Here is a 17,037-nt window from a genome sequence, read left to right on the forward strand (position 1 = left end):
GACGGCCTTTTTAACTGCCCGATTTTATTCGCCGTAATAGGCTTTGGTCAGGATTTCTTCCATATCGGCTACCATAGCGAGGCGTGGGTTGGCCGGGGTGCATTGGTCTTCAAAAGACATCATGGCCAGCTCTTTTCTGCCGTCGAGGAAGGTTTTCTCATCGATACCCTGCTCTTTCAACGACATTTTGATGCCGACGTTGACTGCCAGTTCATGGCAGGCGCGGGCGAAGGATTCGACGCCTTCAGCCGGCGTGCTGCATGGCAGGCCTAAAGTACGGGCGATTTCCTGATATTTCAGGTCGGCTTTGTAGTAGTTGTACTTCGGCCAAGTGGCGGTTTTCTGCGGACGCGTGCCGTTGTAGCGGATGACGTGCGGCAGCAGGATGGCGTTGGCGCGGCCGTGCGGAACGTGATATTTGCCGCCAATTTTGTGTGCCATCGAGTGGTTGATGCCCAAGAACGCATTGGCAAACGCCATGCCTGCGATGGTAGAGGCATTGTGCATATGCTCGCGCGCTTCGGGATCGGCCGCACCGTGTTTATAAGAGCGTTCGAGATATTGAAACACGAGCTTAATGGCTTGCAGGGCGAGGCCGTCTGTAAAGTCGTTCGCCAGTACGGAAACGTATGCTTCTACGGCATGGGTCAATACGTCCAAACCGGTATCGGCGGTTACGCCTGCCGGAACGGTCATGGTAAACGCAGGATCAACAATTGAAATGGTCGGTGTCAGCGAGTAGTCGGCAATCGGATATTTTTTGTCGCCGTCGCTGATGACGGTAAACGGCGTCACTTCGGAGCCTGTGCCCGATGTGGTAGGGATACCGATAAATTTGGCTTTGCGGCCCAATTCGGGGAAGCGGAACGCGCGTTTGCGGATGTCCATGAATTTTTGGACGAGGTCTTCAAAATCGACTTGCGGCTGCTCGTAGAAGAGCCACATGGCTTTTGCCGCGTCCATCGGCGAGCCGCCGCCCAGCGCGATGATGGTGTCGGGCTGGAAGCTGCGCATCAAATCCGTGCCTTTATAGACGGTTTGGACGCTCGGATCGGCTTCGACATCGGTAAACAGCTGGATGGTCACTTTGTTTTTGCGTTGATGCAGTTGATGAGTGATTTTATCGACAAAGCCCAGATCAACCATCGAACGGTCGGTCACAATCATGACTTTTTCGCAGTCTTTCATGTCTTGCAGATATTGGATGGAATCGCGTTCAAAATAGATTTTGGCGGGCACTTTGAACCATTGCATGTTGTTTCTCCGACGGCCTACTTTTTTGATGTTTAACAGATTGACTGCGCTGACGTTGCCGCCGACGGCGTTTTTACCGTAAGAGCCGCAACCGAGGGTCAGAGAAGGCAGGAAGGCGTTGTACACGTCGCCGATGCCGCCAAAAGTAGAAGGCGAATTCCAAATCACGCGCAGCGCTTTGACGCGGGAGCCGAACGTTTTGACCAATTCTTCGTTAGCGGTATGGATGGCGGCGGAGTGTCCCAAGCCGTCAAAGGCAACCATTTCTTCGGCGAACTTCAAACCTTGTTCGGTCGAATCCGCCTTAATCATGGCCAAAACAGGCGAAAGTTTTTCGCGGGTCAGCGGCTCGTTCGGGCCGACTTCTCGGCATTCGGCGATGATGATGTTGGTTTTTTCAGGCACTTTAAACCCGGCCTGCTCGGCAATCCATGCCGCCGGTTTGCCCACTACCGCAGAATTGAGTTTCGCTCCGCCGCAGCTGGCGCAATTCGCCGTTACGCCGAAGATAAACTCTTCGAGCATGGCTTTTTCTTTTTTATTGGCAAAGTACACGCCGTAAGATTTGAACTCTTCGGCCAACTCTTTGTAAATCTCTTTATCGGCAATGACGGCTTGCTCGCTGGCGCACACCATACCGTTGTCGAAAGATTTCGACATCACAATATCGTGCGCCACCTGTTTGATGTCCGCCGTTTTTTCAACATAAGCAGGTACGTTGCCCGCCCCGACGCCGAGCGCAGGTTTGCCGCAAGAATACGCGGCTTCCACCATCGCATTGCCGCCGGTCGCCAAAATCGTTGCTACGCCCGGATGCTTCATCAGCGCGGAAGTGCCTTCCATAGACGGCTTTTCAATCCACTGGATACAGTTTTCCGGCGCACCGGCCGCAATCGCTGCATCGCGCACAATACGTGCGGCATGGGCGGAACACTGCTGGGCGGACGGGTGGAACGAGAAAATAATCGGATTGCGGGTTTTCAGCGCAATGAGGGATTTGAAAATGGTGGTGGAAGTCGGATTGGTTGTCGGCACGATACCGCAAACCACGCCGACCGGATCGGCAATTTCCGTAATACCGGTTACATCGTTTTCGTTGATGACACCCACGGTTTTCAAATCGCGCAGGCGGCGCACAACGTTTTCGCAGGCAAACAGGTTTTTCGTCGCCTTATCCTCAAACACGCCGCGTCCTGTTTCTTCCACCGCGTGCATGGCGAGTACACCATGTTTGTCCAGCGCGGCGATAGAGGCTTTAGCCACAATAAAATCAATCTGCTCCTGATCCAGCTTAAGAAACTCATCCAACGCCCGTAAACCCTTTTCAACCAGGCTGTTTACCTCGGCTACGGCTGGGCTGACGACGTTGTCGGCTGATGCGTTCATGGTGTATCTCCTTAATAAAAGGTGGCAATAAGGTCAATAAATTTTCACTACGATAACTATAAGTAATTTAGTTACATTTTGCTTTGACCTACATCACAAACCATGATTGAACTTTTCAGACGGCCATTTTATCGTTTATTCATTTTAATTCTTTGAAGTATAATATTTTTATCTACACGAAAACAAAGACGGTCATTCTTCGTCGCTTTCCTCGGTAATTAAGATAAAAACAGAAAATCAATGTATTAAAATTACAAGCGTAAATGAAAAAGGCCGTCTAAAAATCTTTTTCAGACGGCCTTTTCATATCTATCTTTTATTGGCTGATGTCTTCCAGCGTTCGGCCTTTGGTTTCTTCACCCAATACCAAGATTACCGCCACAATCAGCAGCATAACCAGCGCAAACATCATAAAGATATTGCCGAAGCCGCCGCTGTTGCCCACCATCGCCGCCACTACCATAGGCGCGAGTATGCCGCCGACGCGGCCGATGGCGCCTGCCCAGCCGGATGCGAAAGCACGGAAGCGCAAGGGGTAGAGTTCGGGGGTGTAGGTGTACAAAACGCCCCATGCGCCCAAGTTGAAGAAGGACATCAGGCTGCCCCAGACCATGACTTCGGCCGCAGTGGTGCTTTGTCCGAAAAACCATGCGCACGCGGCGCAAGCGGCCAGGAAGCCTGCCAGCGTTGCTTTGCGGCCGATTTTTTCCACCAAGGCCGCAGCAGCTATATAGCCGGGCAGTTGCGCAACAATCATCACCAACACATATTCAAAGGTTTTGACCACGGTATTGCCCTGCTCGACCAGCAATTTGGGCAACCAAGTGAAAATGCCGTAATACGAAAACACGATGCCGAACCAAACCAGCCACAGCATCAGCGTGCGCCGTGCAAACGGATGTTGCCAAAGTTGGACGAAGCGGATGCGTTCGCGCGGGGCGGCTGGGGCGGCAACGGCTTGTGTCGGCGGCGTGATGCCCGATTGGATTTCCAGCGCGGATACCAAATGGTGCGCTTCATCGGTTTTGCTGCGGGAAAGCAGGTAAGGCACGGATTCAGGAACGAATTTCAACACCAACGGCACATAAAACAGGGGCAAGGCGCCGAATAAAAACGCGCTGTGCCAGCCGGTTTGCGGAATAAAGAAATAAGACACCAGCGCAGCCGAGAGCCAGCCCAAGCCCCAGAAGCTTTCCAGCAATACAATAAAACGGCCGCGTACTTTCGGCGGCGCATATTCGCTGACCAGCGACACGGCGACGGGCAGTTGGCCGCCCAAGCCGACGCCGACAAAAAAGCGGCACACCAGCAAAACCGTCAAATCAGGCGCAAGCGCACACAAACCTGTGGCAATGCTGTACACCACCATCGTGCCGGCAAAAACGGTTTTCCGTCCGAACCTGTCCGCCAGCCAGCCGCTGAATACCGCACCCAGAGCCATGCCGACAAAGGCAATGCTGACAATCCAACCCAACTGCGCCGGAGCCAGCGCCCAATCTTTGCCCAAAGCCGGCAATACAAACGACACCAAGCCTGTATCCATGGCATCAAACAGCCAACCTATACCGACCAAAACCAGAAGTTTGTAATGAAAGCGGGAGGGCGGCAGATTGTGCAGCCGCGTCAGAATATCCATAGTTTCTTTCCTTTGTTTGTGTATTATTGAATTAGATTTTATAAATAACTGCTTTAGTTTCAGCTACAAATCTAAAAATAGAGCATTGTATCGATTTTAACATTTATACAATATGCAAAGAATAGGAAGCGCGCGTTTTTTGGCTATTTTTGAATATCTTAATCTCGGCGATAAACCGCATACCATATTGAAACATAAAACAAGAAATTACTTCAGGCCGTCTGAAACCGATGCTCCGGGTTTCAGACGGCCTGCCGTTTTTTGCAAAGGCTTCATGCTTGGGTTATGATGTTTATTTGTAATATGTAAACAGATGATTGCCTGTTTTTACATAACAGGCCGTCTGAAACAACGGAGAACGATATGAATGCGGTTGTAATTGCGGTCATCATCATGCTTGTGCTGTCTTTATCGCGCGTGCATGTAGTGCTCAGCTTGGCTGTCGGCGCGTTTGTCGGCGGCTTGGTGGCCGGTATGCCTTTGGAGAATGTAACCAACGCGGCCGGCGATGTGGTGCAGCAAGGGATTATTCCTGTTTTTAACGAAGGCCTGAAAGGCGGGGCGCAAATCGCGCTGTCTTATGCCATGCTCGGCGCGTTTGCCATGGCCATCACGCATTCCGGCCTGCCGCAACAGCTCGCCGGTGTGATTATCCGCAAACTCAACGGCGGCGAAGGCAATGCGAAAGGCGAAGGCGCGGTCAAATGGATGCTGCTGGCGATTATTTTGTGCATGGGCGTGATGAGCCAAAACGTTGTGCCGATTCATATCGCATTTATCCCGATGATTATTCCGCCGCTGCTGTTGGTGTTCAACCGCTTGAAGCTCGACCGCCGCTTGGTGGCCTGCGTGATTACGTTTGGCTTGGTAACGACTTATATGTTCCTGCCTTACGGTTTTGGCGCCATCTTCTTGAACGACATCATGTTGGGCAATATCCGCTCGGCAGGCATGGATACCGGCGGCATCAATGTGATGCACGCGATGGCGATTCCGGCTTTGGGCATGGTGTCCGGTTTGCTGCTGGCCTTCTTGCACTACCGCAAGCCGCGCATTTATCAAAACAACGCCGCCGATACGGAAGACAACCGTGAAGCAGTGCAGCAGCAAGAGCCGTCAACCTATCGCAGCTTGGTGGCGGCCGTGGCGATTGCCGTGTGTTTTGCCATTCAGCTTTTGTATGAAAACTCGTTGGTATTGGGCGCGATGTTGGGCTTTGCCGTGTTTATGATGCTGGGCGTGATGAACCGCTCCGCCGCCAGCGATGTGTTCGGCGAAGGCATCAAAATGATGGCGATGGTCGGCTTTATTATGATTGCGGCACAAGGTTTCGCCGCCGTCATGAACGCGACCGGCGACATCCAGCCTTTGGTCGAACGCAGCATGGCTTTGTTCGGAAGCAATAAAGGCATGGCCGCCTTTACCATGCTGTTTGTCGGCCTGCTGGTAACCATGGGCATCGGCTCGTCTTTCTCCACCTTGCCGATTATTACCGCGATTTATGTGCCTTTGTGCATCAGCTTGGGCTTCTCCCCAATGGCTACCGTGGCCATCGTCGGCACGGCAGGCGCACTGGGCGATGCCGGCTCCCCCGCTTCCGACTCAACGCTCGGCCCGACCATGGGTTTGAACGCCGACGGCCAACACGACCACATCCGCGATTCGGTTATCCCGACTTTTATCCACTACAATATCCCGCTGATGGCTGCCGGCTGGATTGCCGCGATGGTGCTGTAATATGAGCGATATTCAGGAATTGGAACACCGCGTCACAGAGCTGGAAATTCAGACTGCCTTGCAGGAGGATTTAATCGGCAGCCTGAACGACACCATCGCCAAGATGCAACAGGCTTTGGATTTGCAGCAAGGCCAGTTGCGGCTGCTGTATCAACGGATGCAGGACAAAGGCGCAAACGGCGAACGCGAACCGTACAGCCTGCGCGACGAGATTCCGCCGCATTATTGATAACCTAAAAAGGGCGTGTTGGATACATGCCCTTTTCTTTTATAACAAAGGCCGTCTGAAAGTCAATCAAGCTTTCAGACGGCCTTTTAAACAATCAAACCTTACAAACAAGCCAATTCGTTGGCCATTTGCTGCTCGACGGTTTCACGTTGGCGGATAAGTTTGTATCCGCTGCCGTCAACCAATACTTCCGCCGCACGATTGCGCGTGTTGTAGTTGCTCGCCATGCTTGAACCATACGCACCGGCGCTGCGGATAAGCAGCAAATCCCCTTCTTCGCAAGCGATGGTGCGGTCTTTGCCGAGGAAGTCGCCGGTTTCGCAAATCGGGCCGACGATATTGGCCGTCAGAGGCTCAATGTTTTTGGTTTCGACCGCTTCGATGTGATGATAGGCGTCATAAAGCGCCGGACGCATCAAATCGTTCATCGCCGCATCGACCATCACAAAGTTTTTCTCTTCGCCGTGTTTGACGAATTCGACGCGCGTCAACAACGAACCGGCATTGCCGACCAAACTACGGCCTGGCTCAAGAACCAGTTTCAGACGGCGTGTACCGATTAGTTTTTGAACGGCTTGGGCATACGCGCCCAAATCAGGCACATTTTCGTCTTGGTAAACAATGCCGACACCGCCGCCCAAGTCCAAGTGTTCCAACACAATGCCTTCTTCTGCCAGTTGGTCGACCAAGGCCAAAATACGTTCGCAGGCTTCGATGAGCGGGCTAAGGTCGGTCAATTGCGAGCCGATATGGCAGTCGATACCGACGATTTTCAAATGGCTTTGTCGGGAAGCATGACGATAGGCCTCAAGCGCATCGGCATAGGCAATACCGAATTTGTTGGCTTTCAAACCGGTGGAGATATAAGGATGGGTTTTGGCATCGACATCAGGATTGACGCGCAGGGAAACCGGAGCGACTTTACCCAAACGCGCGGCAACTTTCTGAATGCGGTCGATTTCGGGAATGCTTTCCATATTGAAGCATTTCACGCCTGCATTCAGCGCAAATTCAATTTCTGCCTTACTCTTGCCTACACCAGAAAAAATCGTTTTCGCCGCATCGCCGCCGGCCGCCAAAACGCGCGCCAACTCGCCGCCGGACACAATGTCAAAACCGCTCCCCAAAGAAGCAAAGTGTTTGATAATGCTCAGGTTGCCATTGGCTTTAACCGCGTAGCAGACAAGCGGGTTCAAAGCAGCAAACGCGGTTTGGTAGTTGTCAAACGCCTCGGTCAGCGCAGATTTGCTGTACACATAAAGCGGCGTGCCGAATTCCTCGGCAAGGTGGGAATAAGGGATTTGTTCGCAGGATAAGGTCATGTTTGTGAAGTCTTTTTTAATCATTGGTTTGAGTGGTCGGCTCTTTAGCCGTATCGAATTTCAAGCCGGTCTGAATCACGCCGAAGCGCGCCTTGTCGCCTTCTTTGGGCAGGTAGAGGTCGCCTTTGTAGCCGCAGGCAGAGAGCAGCAGAGCCGTTGCCGCTGCAAAAAATACGCCGTATTTCATCAGTAAAACTTTCTTCATCATTACGAATGTGGCAAGATTCGGTATCTTAAACAAAAACCACACAAAAAGCCATGATGACCGAAAGCGAATTCATCCGCATGAGCGAAGAATTATTCGAACACATCGAAGACCAAATCGACGAAAACGGCTGGGATTTCGACTGCCAGTTTGCCGGAAACGTCCTGACCATCGAAGCCGGAAACGGCACGCAAATCATCGTCAACCGCCACACGCCCAACCAAGAATTGTGGATTGCCGCAAAAAGCGGTGGCTACCATTTCGCCGAGCAAAACGGCAAATGGCTGGCAACACGCGACAGCCGCGATTTCTACGACGTTTTGAACGAAGCACTAAGCGCGGCTTCGGGCGAAGCAGTTGAGATTGCGGAATTGTGATTCAGTCTCCAAATATCCCTAGCTAAAAATCTATTTACCTCAAAGGACACCCAAATGCCCCTACTAGACAGTTTCAAAGTCGACCACACCCGTATGCACGCCCCTGCCGTACGCGTGGCAAAAACCATGACCACGCCCAAAGGCGACACTATTACCGTGTTTGACCTGCGTTTCTGCATTCCCAACAAAGAAATCCTGCCTGAAAAAGGCATTCACACGCTGGAGCACCTGTTCGCAGGCTTTATGCGCGACCACTTAAACGGCAACGGCGTCGAAATCATCGACATTTCCCCGATGGGCTGCCGTACCGGTTTCTACATGAGCCTCATCGGTACGCCCGACGAGCAAAAAGTGGCCGATGCATGGCTCGCTTCAATGCAGGATGTTTTGACCGTTCAAGACCAAAGCAAAATTCCCGAGCTGAACGAATACCAATGCGGTACTTATCTGATGCACTCGCTTGCCGAAGCGCACGAAATCGCCCAAAACGTTTTGGCACGCAAAGTAGCCGTCAATAAAAACGAAGAGCTGACATTGGACGAAAGCCTGTTAAACGCCTAATACGCTATGACAGCAAAGGCCGTCTGAAACTTTATATGACAAGTTTCAGACGGCCTAAGACCTTTTATTCCAATTTTCAACCTTTCAGCCACAGTTTTACACCGCCTAAAAATAAGTTGGCGGATGCTGACAGTGTACATAGTATAATTACACTTTAAACAAACAACCTGATTCTATTGCTTTTATGAAACCGTTTTTCTGCAAAACCGCCATTGCCCTCAGCCTGACCCTCCCCGCCGCCGCCAACGCTGCCGAGTATGTCTGCAATGTTGAAGGCATCTCTGTTTATGCTTCATACCCACTCAACAATACCTGCCGCGTAGTTGACACAAACACCACCACAGAGAGCAGCATTGTTGCAGAACCTAACGTATTCACTGAATCTGAACCAACTAATAAATCCGTTACAAATGGTTCTGCTATCCTCAACGATATGTCCGCTTTAAAAACGGTACAAACAACAGAATTTAAAGCATCTGCCACTGACTACGTTCATGCTTCTCAAGCAATGCCTGCGGTACAAACCCCAGTCGTTGTTACTCGAAATGAAAACGGTATCCCTACACCTATTTCCATTCCGATGGCACAAGCACGTCTAACTTCTCAAATTGATAAAAATGTTGCTGACGGCCTTGCCATTCTCGGTGATACAACCCCATCTACAATAAAACCTGAAATTGACACTACTGACGTTCTCAACGTCATGCCTGATACCACACAACCTCAAACTGCGGCTGATCAAACTCCAAACAATATACCCGACTCCATTACCACTCCTATTACGCAAACCCGCCCGAAAGCATCTGCGATTCAAGCTCCCCAAACAATTATTCAGAATCCTGTTGTTTTACCGAAAACACCTGATCGCACTACGGCCAAACAAAATAACCAAACCGTAACTGCCTCAGATGAAGCACTTGACAAAACACCTATCAAAGTTGAAACCAAGCGTAAAGGCAAAGCCCAAACTCCAACCCTACGTAATGCAAAAAACACCAAAACTGTAAAAATAGCCGTCACAAACACGGCTAACGAACAAACGATTAAAACCGTTGTTACACCAACAGCAGAATCAAATGTACCAAATAAACCTGCTGCAACGATTTCCCCGGTAGATCAAAGCAAAACATCCGTACAAACGCCTTTCCCTAATGCATATAAGCCGGCTGCCGATATTCCGTTCGATCCGAGCAATGTTTACAACGATATCAAAATTCTGCCCCATATTCCGATTACCAGCGTAACCAACACAGCCGAAGCCGCCAATCCGCGTCTGAATATTATCTTGCGCAACCGTCCGGGTAAATCACGCGCTTCTTCATACAGCAAATACAAAGCCCCTGTGATCCGTACTGCTCCTGTGGTTACGCCGGCTCCTAAGCCAAGTCCTAAGGAAACCCGCAAACAAATATTGCAGACCGAAGTACGCAACGAACAGGCCGCTATTACCCGCCTTCAAACACAGCTGAATGCGGCCAAACAAAAAGGCGATCAGATTAAAATCCAACAACTGACCCGTACCATCAACGCCCGTAAAGCAAATATCCGCGCTATTCAAGGCGAGATGTCTCGTTGATTGGTTTTTTATACAAAAAGGCCGTCTGAAAACATTTTCAGACGGCCTTTTTAATGGTACAAACCTTATTTATTCAACAGACAAATACTTTCTCTAAAATCATTTGCTGATCACGCCAAAGTACATTTCTTCACATCCCTACCCTCGTGCGCCATTACTGCTTCTATCCAATCGGCGATATTTTGCCAATAATATTGCGGCTTTTCAGACGACCTATCAGTCTGCATCACTTCATCATTCAACACAACGGGAACACCCTGCTCTGCACCGGCTTCAAGCACAATCCAAATACTGCCTTCATGGGTATCGGCATGTGCTGCTTGATGTTCATATGCCCAGCCAACCGCAGCCTGTCCGCCATTTTGCACAGATTGCATCGCCAGCAACAATGGATGAAAGCAGGTATCCATATTGTTGTCGACAGCTACGACCAAAGTTGCACCATGCGTTCCTAACGCTTGAGCAGCATGAAAAACGGGAGCGTTGTGCAGGTTGGCAATAAAGTCAAACGGCATCGCAGCGTGATGGTTCAGTACATTGTCTGCCATTTTTTCAAACACGGATGGCGAAGAAAACAGCGTACCGAGAAAAACGGTGCAATCAGGGCAAATTTTGCTTTGTTCCTTCAGTTGCCCTGCACCAAGCGCGGCAATCAAACTCAAGCGGCTGAGGCGGCGGGTATCTATACCGTTTTGCTGCTTTAAGGTTTGTTTGAGAATTTTACCACCGGTGCCAGCGTCCGTATCAAAACGCACGGCGGCGGTAATGCGGATATTAGGATTTACGGTTGCCATTTCCATACCAAAGATGTGTTGCTGCCGCCAAAACCAAACTGATTGGCCAAACAGAAAAAACCGCCTTTTTGTGAAGCTGCGCACTCGGAAAAACGAATTTCCCGCCCCTGATAATCGCTGTTTCCACCTTGTTTTAAAGCGGATAAAAGCAGGGCTGTTTCAAGGGCTGCCGTTGCGCCAAGCGTGTGTCCGATTTGCGGCTTAAACGCCATCAGAGGCGGCAGTGCACCGAATATATTTTCCAGTGCGGCCAATTCAGCGGCATCGCTGTCAGCCGTGCCGATGCCGTGTGTTTTAACGGCTGCAATGCTTTCAGGAGCGATGCCTGCAATATCTAACGCACGGCGCATCACCTGCTCTTGCGCTTGGCCATCGCTTTGAATCAGGTCATTGCCTGTATTGGCAGCGTGTCCGATAAGTTTCAGACGGCCTGAAGAAGATTCGGGAGCAACGGAAGATAAGGCAAGTGCGGCAACACCTTCGCCTAAAATCAAACCGTTTCCGCCAAAAGGCTGATAGTGTTCTGCCAGCAAACCCAAACTGTGAAAATGCAGCAAAGTCAGTCGGTTGAGGTTTTCAATCCCAAGCACAAAGGCACGCTCCGCCTCGCCGCGCAAGCAGTTATCCGCCTGAATGAGCGCATGGGCGGATGAAGTGCAGGCAGTAGCGAAACTGAAAATCTGCCGATTGCCGCTGCGCCGGCGCAAATCTTCGGCGAGATAAAGCAGATTGTGTTCTTCTTCCGCCCTATTGCCCACAAAATGGCAGTTTTCATATTCGGAGATGGAATAGGAACTAGACCCGATAAACACCGGCGCATCATGCCAACTTTCAGATGGCCAGCCTGCATTTTCGGCAGCTAGGCGCAAATGTTGTTCGGCGATATCCGCCAATTCCTTCCGCCCCAAACTGTCGCTAGCAAATGCACGAAAATAAGCAGCCTGCTGCGGTTGGTTTAAAAACGTATAAGACACCGCATCAGGCCGTCTGAAATCCGTTTGCGGATTCAAGGCAGAAGTGGCCGCCGTACCGCAAACCCAACTCACGCGCCATGCTCCGCACGGATAAACGCCGCCAAATCGCGTACGCACATCATATGTTTGCGCACCATCCGGTCGCCCTGCAGGCGCACTTGGAAATACTGTTGCAAGGCAACGCTGATTTGCAGCGCATCAAGCGAATCCAAACCGACCGGACTGCCATCGCCAAACAAAAGTGCATCGTCGGTGAAATCATCCATATCCACATCGTCGGCCTTATCGGCCTCTTGCACGATTAGCTTTTTCAATTCCGCTTCCAGCTCGTGCTCGGCCAGTGTAAAGGTGTAAGACATTTTTAAACTCCCATTTTTATCTCATGAAGCAACAGCTTGTTTGAGCGAAACTCGCTACGCTCGTTTTCAGACGGCCTGAACTTTATGCAAAATCACCCCAAAGCGTCTGCATGGCGGCAATGGCCGCAAGTGAAGCGGTTTCGGTACGCAACACCCGTTTGCCAAGCGTAACGGATTGAAAACCGGCATCAAATGCCTGTTGCTCTTCCTTCTCCGTCCAGCCGCCTTCCGGGCCGACCATAAACACGACCTTACCGGACTGCGGCTGAACATCGCTCAGTTTTTGTGCGCGGTTCAAGCTCATTAACAGTTTGCTCGTTTCCTGCGGCAACTGCTGCAGAGCCTGTGCATAAGTCGTCAGTGGCAAAACCTTCGGCACAATATTGCGGCCGCTTTGTTCACACGCCGAAACAACGATTTCCTGCCAACGCGCTACCCGCTTTTCAGCGCGTTCGCCGCTCAAGCGGACGACACAGCGTTCGCTGATGACCGGGCGAATTTCTGCCACGCCCAATTCCACGCTTTTCTGCAAAGTGAAATCCATGCGCTCTGCGGCGGATACCGCCTGTACCAACGTAATGTTCAGCGGCGATTCGTTGTCCGTTGCCTCTTCACGCAGAATCCGCACGCTGGCGCGGCGTTTTTCCAAAACTTCAGGCAAAGCCGGATATGACTTGCCATTGCCGTTGAACAACACGATTTCTTCCGTATTTTTCACGCGCAATACATTCAGATGGCGCACCACATTATCGGGCAATTCGACCACGCTGTCGGGGCTTAAGGCAAAATCAACGTAAAATCGGGGCATGGTTTCCTGCTTTATTCATGTATATAATTTGAACTTTCGTGAACGAAGTTGAAACACGGCGACATCCTCTTGCCTGCCTGATTTCGATTTCATCCACTATAATTTAAAACTTCCTGAATTTTAATCCACTGTCACGCAAAACTGCAAAAAACAAGGATACGCCGTGCTATACCGTTTACAGAAAGTCGTCCGCCACATCGCCCAAACCGAAGTCATGCCGCGTTTTCTGAACACGCCGTCACGACGCAAGGAAGACGGTTCGGTTTTGAGTGAAGCAGATTTGGCCGCACAAACCGCTTTTGCCGCCGCCCTGCCCTTATTGGAGGATTGTCCGATGTTGGGCGAGGAGATGAGCGTTCAGGAGCAAACCCGTTTGTGGAACGAACATTCAGACGGCCTGTGGATTGTCGACCCTATCGATGGCACAAACAACTTCGTCAACGGTTTGCCGCATTTTGCCGTATCCGTCGCGCTGGTTAAAAACGGCCACGCCGAATTGGGCGTGATTTACAATCCGGTCAGCGGCGAATGTTTCTATGCCGAACGCGGCAAAGGCGCATTCCTCAACGGCACGCCGCTGCCGCTGCGTTCGGAAAACAAAAAACTCAACGAATCCATTGCCGGCGTGGAAATCAAATACCTGCGTTCGGGCAAACTCGCCAGCCGCATGAATACCCTTGCCCCATTCGGCACAATCCGCAGCATGGGCAGCAGCACGCTCGATTGGTGCTACCTTGCCAGCGGCCGCTACGATATTTACATCCACGGCGGACAAAAGCTGTGGGACTACGCTGCCGGCGCATTGATTTTTGAAGAAGCCGGCGGCTGTCTGACCACTTTGGAGGGCGACGATTTTTGGAGCGGCGAACATGTATTCAAGCGTTCCGTCATAGCCGCATTGCAACCCGAGCTGTTTCAACAATGGGTGAAATGGATTCGCGAAAATCAGTAAAAATACCGTTTATCTTCAAAAAATCACGATTATCTTGCAACTTATTGAAATTATTTCACTTCTTAACAGCATTTAATACTAAAAACGGTAGAATATCAATCGCTGACACAACACCGCTCTTTCATCCCTTTTGGGCGGTGCAGCAAGTAAGACGTTTTCCCGCAATGTATTGGCCATTCATACTTCTCCCTTAGTATGAATGGTTTTTTTTATCTGAAAAAACAGCTCAGGCCGTCTGAACGTTCAGACGGCCTGTTTACATTACTATTTGAAAAACTGTCCGCAACACGCCTTAAACTTTTTGCCAGAACCGCACAAACAAGGCTGTTTCATCGTCGGCAAAGCAACGGTCGGATCAATAAAGTACCAACGCCCGTCTATTTTCACAAACGCCGACAATTCATGATGGCACTCAGTTTGCCCGTTCTCTTCAAAATACGCCTCAAACTCGACCAAAGCATGCAGCTTGCCAAACGGCACATGACGGATAACCTTCAATCCCGACCACTGCGTCTGCTTACTCCATGCCGCCAAATCCTGCTTGTCCAACAAATTCTGCTGCGCAGGGACGGTCGTGTCCACGATATAGTCGATTTCCTGCAAAACATACGCGCTGTAACGCGAGCGCATCAACTCTTCCGCCGTCGAAGCCGCCGCCTCACGCGCATGAAACGGTGCGCAACATTCCGTATAAACACGCCCCGACTGACAGGGGCAAAGTGTAGCCGTCATTCCTAATTATCCGAATAAATCCATTTCAAAATTATAACGCAAACCCGACTCAGGCCGTCTGAAAACGAGTGTAACGAGTTTCGCCAAAACGAGCGTAGCGAGTTTCGCTAAAATAAGCAAAGCGGGTTTCGTCAAAATAAACGCAACAATCTGATATAATGCGTCTTTTCGATTTTGACTATCCATGATGACCATTCCCATCCAAAGCATCAGCCGCCTGTTGCCGCAAACCCAATGCCGTGAGTGCGGCTATGAAGGCTGCTTACCCTATGCGCGCGCCCTGTCGGCAGGAGAAGCGCCGGTAAACCTGTGCGCGCCGGGTGGGGAAACCGTCATGAAAGACATTGCCAACCTGTTGGGCAAGCCATACCTCGCTCCGGCAAAAACACAAATCAAAGCCGTAGCCCTGATTGACGAAGCCGTCTGCATCGGCTGTACCGCCTGCATCCGCGCCTGCCCTGTCGATGCCATTATGGGCGCGTCCAAACTGATGCACACCGTCATCAGCGACGAATGCACCGGCTGCGGCTTGTGCGTTACCCCCTGCCCCGTCGACTGCATCGACATGGTTCCCGTATCGCAGCCCTTCCTGCCGTCCGCACGCCGTTTCAGCACCTCTGCCGAACCGCGCTTTGCCGCCGCCGAACACGCACAAAGCCGTTTCGAACGCCATACCGCGCGCAAACAGCGCGACGATGCCGAACGCAAAGCCCTGCTGGCGCAACGCGAAGCCGCCGTCAAAGCCAAACAGGCCGCACAGGCACAAACCCAAACAGCCGCACCAAGCGCCGCATTCAACCCCATGGATTTGATTGCCAAAGCCATGGCAAAAGCGCAATCACAACAGGATAAACTCGTCTCCTCCGACAACCGCGAAGACTTCAAAGCGCAACAAATCGAAGAAGCTAAAGAACGCGCCGAACTGCGCCGCGCCCAACGTGATGCCAAATACGGCAACGAAGCCGAAAAAGCCGCCGCCATCGAATTTCTGCGCCGTCACAAAGCCGAGCAGGAAGCGGCCAAAGAAGCCCGCTGATTTCCAAAACAACAAACCATTCCGACCGCATCAGGCCATCTGAAAACATTGCACGAAAACCAATAACTTTATGACCACACAAGAATTTCCACACCAGCATACCGCCCATTGCGAAAGCGGTGTGATGTCCACCCTGCTCAAATACCATGGCCACAATTTAGATGAAGCCATGATTTTCGGCATTGCCCATGCGCTGACATTTGTCTGGATGCCGCTGATCAAATTAAACGGCATGCCGCTGGTTTCTTACCGTACCGCGCCGCGCAGCATCATCAAAAACACCTGCAAGGCATTGGGGCTGAAATTGTCTGTCCGCAAATTTTCCGACGCACAAAGAGGACAAGCCGCATTGGATGCCGCGCTATCCTCAGGCAAACTGGCCGGTTTGCAAACCTCCGTCTTTTGGCTGCCCTACTTCCCGCCGCAAATGCGCTTCCATTTCAACGCACACAATCTTTTAGTGTACGGCAAAGACGGCAACGACTACCTCATCAGTGACCCCGTATTTGAAACCGTGCAACGCTGCGCCGCCGAAGATTTGCAGCGTGCGCGCTTCGCCAAAGGTGTATTGGCGGCAAAAGGCATGATGTACACCTTGGAAGATAACAGGCCGTCTGAAAAAATCATGGCAGACTTACCCGCCATTATCCGCAAAGCCATACGCAAAAACGCCAAACATATGCTCGCGCCGGTCTTTTTCATCGGCGTAAAAGGCATCCGCACGCTGGCAAAAAAAATCGAATCCCTGCCTGCCAAACAAAACGACAAATACCAAAAACTGTTTCTTGGCCATTTGGTGCGGATGCAGGAAGAAATCGGTACCGGCGGCGCAGGTTTCCGCTATATCTACGCCTACTTCCTCGAACAAGCCGCTCATATCTGCAACGAACCTGCGTTTCAGACGGCCTCAGAACAAATGACCGCCATCGGCGACCAATGGCGCCAATTCGCAGCAATGTGTGTGAAACAGTGCAAAAAGCCGTCTGAAAATGGTTGCCGCAACATTGCCGAATTTCTGCGCAAAATTGCGGATGATGAAGAAGCGTTATGGCGGGGATTATTGAAATAATCAGGATTTATTCGATCCCGATTAATCTAC

Annotated in this window: 17 protein-coding genes; 8 read left to right on the forward strand and 9 right to left on the reverse strand. The window is 51.1% G+C overall.

The features are described 5' to 3' along the window. Nucleotides 1–24: 24 nt before the first annotated feature. Complete coding sequence (adhE, locus tag DBY95_RS06340) at nucleotides 25–2,640, reverse strand: bifunctional acetaldehyde-CoA/alcohol dehydrogenase (RefSeq protein WP_107723770.1); 2,616 nt, start codon at nucleotides 2,638–2,640, stop codon at nucleotides 25–27. A gap of 316 nt (nucleotides 2,641–2,956) precedes the next feature. Then, entirely contained in the window at nucleotides 2,957–4,276 is a 1,320-nt protein-coding gene (locus DBY95_RS06345; protein ID WP_107723771.1) for an MFS transporter, read from the reverse strand. Nucleotides 4,277–4,639: 363 nt separating this feature from the next. Here DBY95_RS06345 and DBY95_RS06350 point away from each other — a divergent pair, with 363 nt between their 5' ends. Then, nucleotides 4,640–6,013: a Na+/H+ antiporter family protein gene (locus DBY95_RS06350; RefSeq protein WP_107723772.1), complete on the forward strand. Its 1,374-nt coding sequence runs from the start codon at nucleotides 4,640–4,642 to the stop codon at nucleotides 6,011–6,013. Nucleotide 6,014: 1 nt separating this feature from the next. Continuing rightward, the gene (locus tag DBY95_RS06355; RefSeq protein ID WP_004518924.1) at nucleotides 6,015–6,242 is read left to right on the forward strand and encodes a SlyX family protein; all 228 of its coding nucleotides are present in this window, start codon (nucleotides 6,015–6,017) and stop codon (nucleotides 6,240–6,242) included. A gap of 101 nt (nucleotides 6,243–6,343) precedes the next feature. Here DBY95_RS06355 and lysA read toward each other — a convergent pair whose 3' ends face one another. Together lysA and lptM are read right to left on the reverse strand one after the other, a co-directional pair. After that, entirely contained in the window at nucleotides 6,344–7,564 is a 1,221-nt protein-coding gene (gene lysA, locus DBY95_RS06360; protein ID WP_107723956.1) for a diaminopimelate decarboxylase, read from the reverse strand. Nucleotides 7,565–7,580: 16 nt separating this feature from the next. Continuing rightward, nucleotides 7,581–7,772 (reverse strand): LPS translocon maturation chaperone LptM, encoded by a 192-nt coding sequence (lptM, locus tag DBY95_RS06365; RefSeq protein ID WP_003684659.1) that lies wholly within the window; start codon nucleotides 7,770–7,772, stop codon nucleotides 7,581–7,583. A 50-nt stretch (nucleotides 7,773–7,822) separates the two neighbouring features. Here lptM and cyaY point away from each other — a divergent pair, with 50 nt between their 5' ends. From cyaY to DBY95_RS06380, 3 genes are all read left to right on the forward strand, one after another. Then, nucleotides 7,823–8,146, forward strand: coding sequence for an iron donor protein CyaY (cyaY, locus tag DBY95_RS06370; protein WP_107723773.1), 324 nt, complete (start codon nucleotides 7,823–7,825; stop codon nucleotides 8,144–8,146). A gap of 54 nt (nucleotides 8,147–8,200) precedes the next feature. Next, nucleotides 8,201–8,707, forward strand: a complete 507-nt coding sequence (luxS, locus tag DBY95_RS06375) for an S-ribosylhomocysteine lyase (RefSeq protein WP_004518928.1) — start codon at nucleotides 8,201–8,203, stop codon at nucleotides 8,705–8,707. Between the two features lie 184 nt (nucleotides 8,708–8,891). Next, nucleotides 8,892–10,283 carry a hypothetical protein gene (locus DBY95_RS06380; protein ID WP_107723774.1) on the forward strand — a complete coding sequence of 464 codons (1,392 nt, stop codon included), beginning with the start codon at nucleotides 8,892–8,894 and terminating at the stop codon, nucleotides 10,281–10,283. Nucleotides 10,284–10,393: 110 nt separating this feature from the next. Here DBY95_RS06380 and DBY95_RS06385 read toward each other — a convergent pair whose 3' ends face one another. From DBY95_RS06385 to DBY95_RS06400, 4 genes are all read right to left on the reverse strand, one after another. Beyond that, nucleotides 10,394–11,083, reverse strand: coding sequence for a hypothetical protein (locus DBY95_RS06385; protein ID WP_107723775.1), 690 nt, complete (start codon nucleotides 11,081–11,083; stop codon nucleotides 10,394–10,396). Further along, nucleotides 11,065–12,123, reverse strand: coding sequence for a beta-ketoacyl synthase N-terminal-like domain-containing protein (locus DBY95_RS06390; protein ID WP_107723776.1), 1,059 nt, complete (start codon nucleotides 12,121–12,123; stop codon nucleotides 11,065–11,067). Before DBY95_RS06390 ends, DBY95_RS06385 begins: the two co-directional genes overlap by 19 nt. Further along, nucleotides 12,120–12,410: an acyl carrier protein gene (locus DBY95_RS06395; protein WP_063068421.1), complete on the reverse strand. Its 291-nt coding sequence runs from the start codon at nucleotides 12,408–12,410 to the stop codon at nucleotides 12,120–12,122. The genes DBY95_RS06390 and DBY95_RS06395 overlap by 4 nt, the downstream gene beginning before the upstream one ends. A gap of 82 nt (nucleotides 12,411–12,492) precedes the next feature. Beyond that, the gene (locus DBY95_RS06400; protein ID WP_107723777.1) at nucleotides 12,493–13,218 is read right to left on the reverse strand and encodes a 16S rRNA (uracil(1498)-N(3))-methyltransferase; all 726 of its coding nucleotides are present in this window, start codon (nucleotides 13,216–13,218) and stop codon (nucleotides 12,493–12,495) included. Between the two features lie 163 nt (nucleotides 13,219–13,381). Between DBY95_RS06400 and DBY95_RS06405 the strand changes: the two genes are divergently transcribed. Then, nucleotides 13,382–14,170 carry an inositol monophosphatase family protein gene (locus DBY95_RS06405; RefSeq protein ID WP_003684681.1) on the forward strand — a complete coding sequence of 263 codons (789 nt, stop codon included), beginning with the start codon at nucleotides 13,382–13,384 and terminating at the stop codon, nucleotides 14,168–14,170. A gap of 264 nt (nucleotides 14,171–14,434) precedes the next feature. Here the strand turns inward: DBY95_RS06405 and DBY95_RS06415 are convergent, their stop codons facing one another. Further along, nucleotides 14,435–14,902 (reverse strand): YchJ family protein, encoded by a 468-nt coding sequence (locus tag DBY95_RS06415; RefSeq protein ID WP_107723778.1) that lies wholly within the window; start codon nucleotides 14,900–14,902, stop codon nucleotides 14,435–14,437. 187 nt (nucleotides 14,903–15,089) lie between these two features. Between DBY95_RS06415 and DBY95_RS06425 the strand changes: the two genes are divergently transcribed. Further along, nucleotides 15,090–15,938 (forward strand): RnfABCDGE type electron transport complex subunit B, encoded by an 849-nt coding sequence (locus DBY95_RS06425; RefSeq protein WP_199903872.1) that lies wholly within the window; start codon nucleotides 15,090–15,092, stop codon nucleotides 15,936–15,938. Nucleotides 15,939–16,008: 70 nt separating this feature from the next. Continuing rightward, nucleotides 16,009–17,007 (forward strand): BtrH N-terminal domain-containing protein, encoded by a 999-nt coding sequence (locus tag DBY95_RS06430; RefSeq protein WP_070606141.1) that lies wholly within the window; start codon nucleotides 16,009–16,011, stop codon nucleotides 17,005–17,007. Nucleotides 17,008–17,037 lie beyond the last annotated feature (30 nt).

Origin of the sequence: Neisseria subflava (genome assembly GCF_003044935.1) — a bacterium.
GTDB lineage: Bacteria > Pseudomonadota > Gammaproteobacteria > Burkholderiales > Neisseriaceae > Neisseria > Neisseria subflava_E.

Bases quoted from the DNA above. Each gene is read 5' to 3' on its own strand.
- DBY95_RS06425 (WP_199903872.1), top strand. From the start codon at position 15,090: ATGACCATTCCCATCCAAAGCATCAGCCGCCTGTTGCCGCAAACCCAA.
- lysA (WP_107723956.1), bottom strand. From the start codon at position 7,564: ATGACCTTATCCTGCGAACAAATCCCTTATTCCCACCTTGCCGAGGAA.
- DBY95_RS06395 (WP_063068421.1), bottom strand. From the start codon at position 12,410: ATGTCTTACACCTTTACACTGGCCGAGCACGAGCTGGAAGCGGAATTG.
- DBY95_RS06430 (WP_070606141.1), top strand. From the start codon at position 16,009: ATGACCACACAAGAATTTCCACACCAGCATACCGCCCATTGCGAAAGC.
- DBY95_RS06380 (WP_107723774.1), top strand. From the start codon at position 8,892: ATGAAACCGTTTTTCTGCAAAACCGCCATTGCCCTCAGCCTGACCCTC.
- DBY95_RS06345 (WP_107723771.1), bottom strand. From the start codon at position 4,276: ATGGATATTCTGACGCGGCTGCACAATCTGCCGCCCTCCCGCTTTCAT.
- DBY95_RS06415 (WP_107723778.1), bottom strand. From the start codon at position 14,902: ATGACGGCTACACTTTGCCCCTGTCAGTCGGGGCGTGTTTATACGGAA.
- cyaY (WP_107723773.1), top strand. From the start codon at position 7,823: ATGATGACCGAAAGCGAATTCATCCGCATGAGCGAAGAATTATTCGAA.
- DBY95_RS06350 (WP_107723772.1), top strand. From the start codon at position 4,640: ATGAATGCGGTTGTAATTGCGGTCATCATCATGCTTGTGCTGTCTTTA.
- adhE (WP_107723770.1), bottom strand. From the start codon at position 2,640: ATGAACGCATCAGCCGACAACGTCGTCAGCCCAGCCGTAGCCGAGGTA.
- DBY95_RS06385 (WP_107723775.1), bottom strand. From the start codon at position 11,083: ATGGAAATGGCAACCGTAAATCCTAATATCCGCATTACCGCCGCCGTG.
- DBY95_RS06400 (WP_107723777.1), bottom strand. From the start codon at position 13,218: ATGCCCCGATTTTACGTTGATTTTGCCTTAAGCCCCGACAGCGTGGTC.
- luxS (WP_004518928.1), top strand. From the start codon at position 8,201: ATGCCCCTACTAGACAGTTTCAAAGTCGACCACACCCGTATGCACGCC.
- DBY95_RS06355 (WP_004518924.1), top strand. From the start codon at position 6,015: ATGAGCGATATTCAGGAATTGGAACACCGCGTCACAGAGCTGGAAATT.
- lptM (WP_003684659.1), bottom strand. From the start codon at position 7,772: ATGATGAAGAAAGTTTTACTGATGAAATACGGCGTATTTTTTGCAGCG.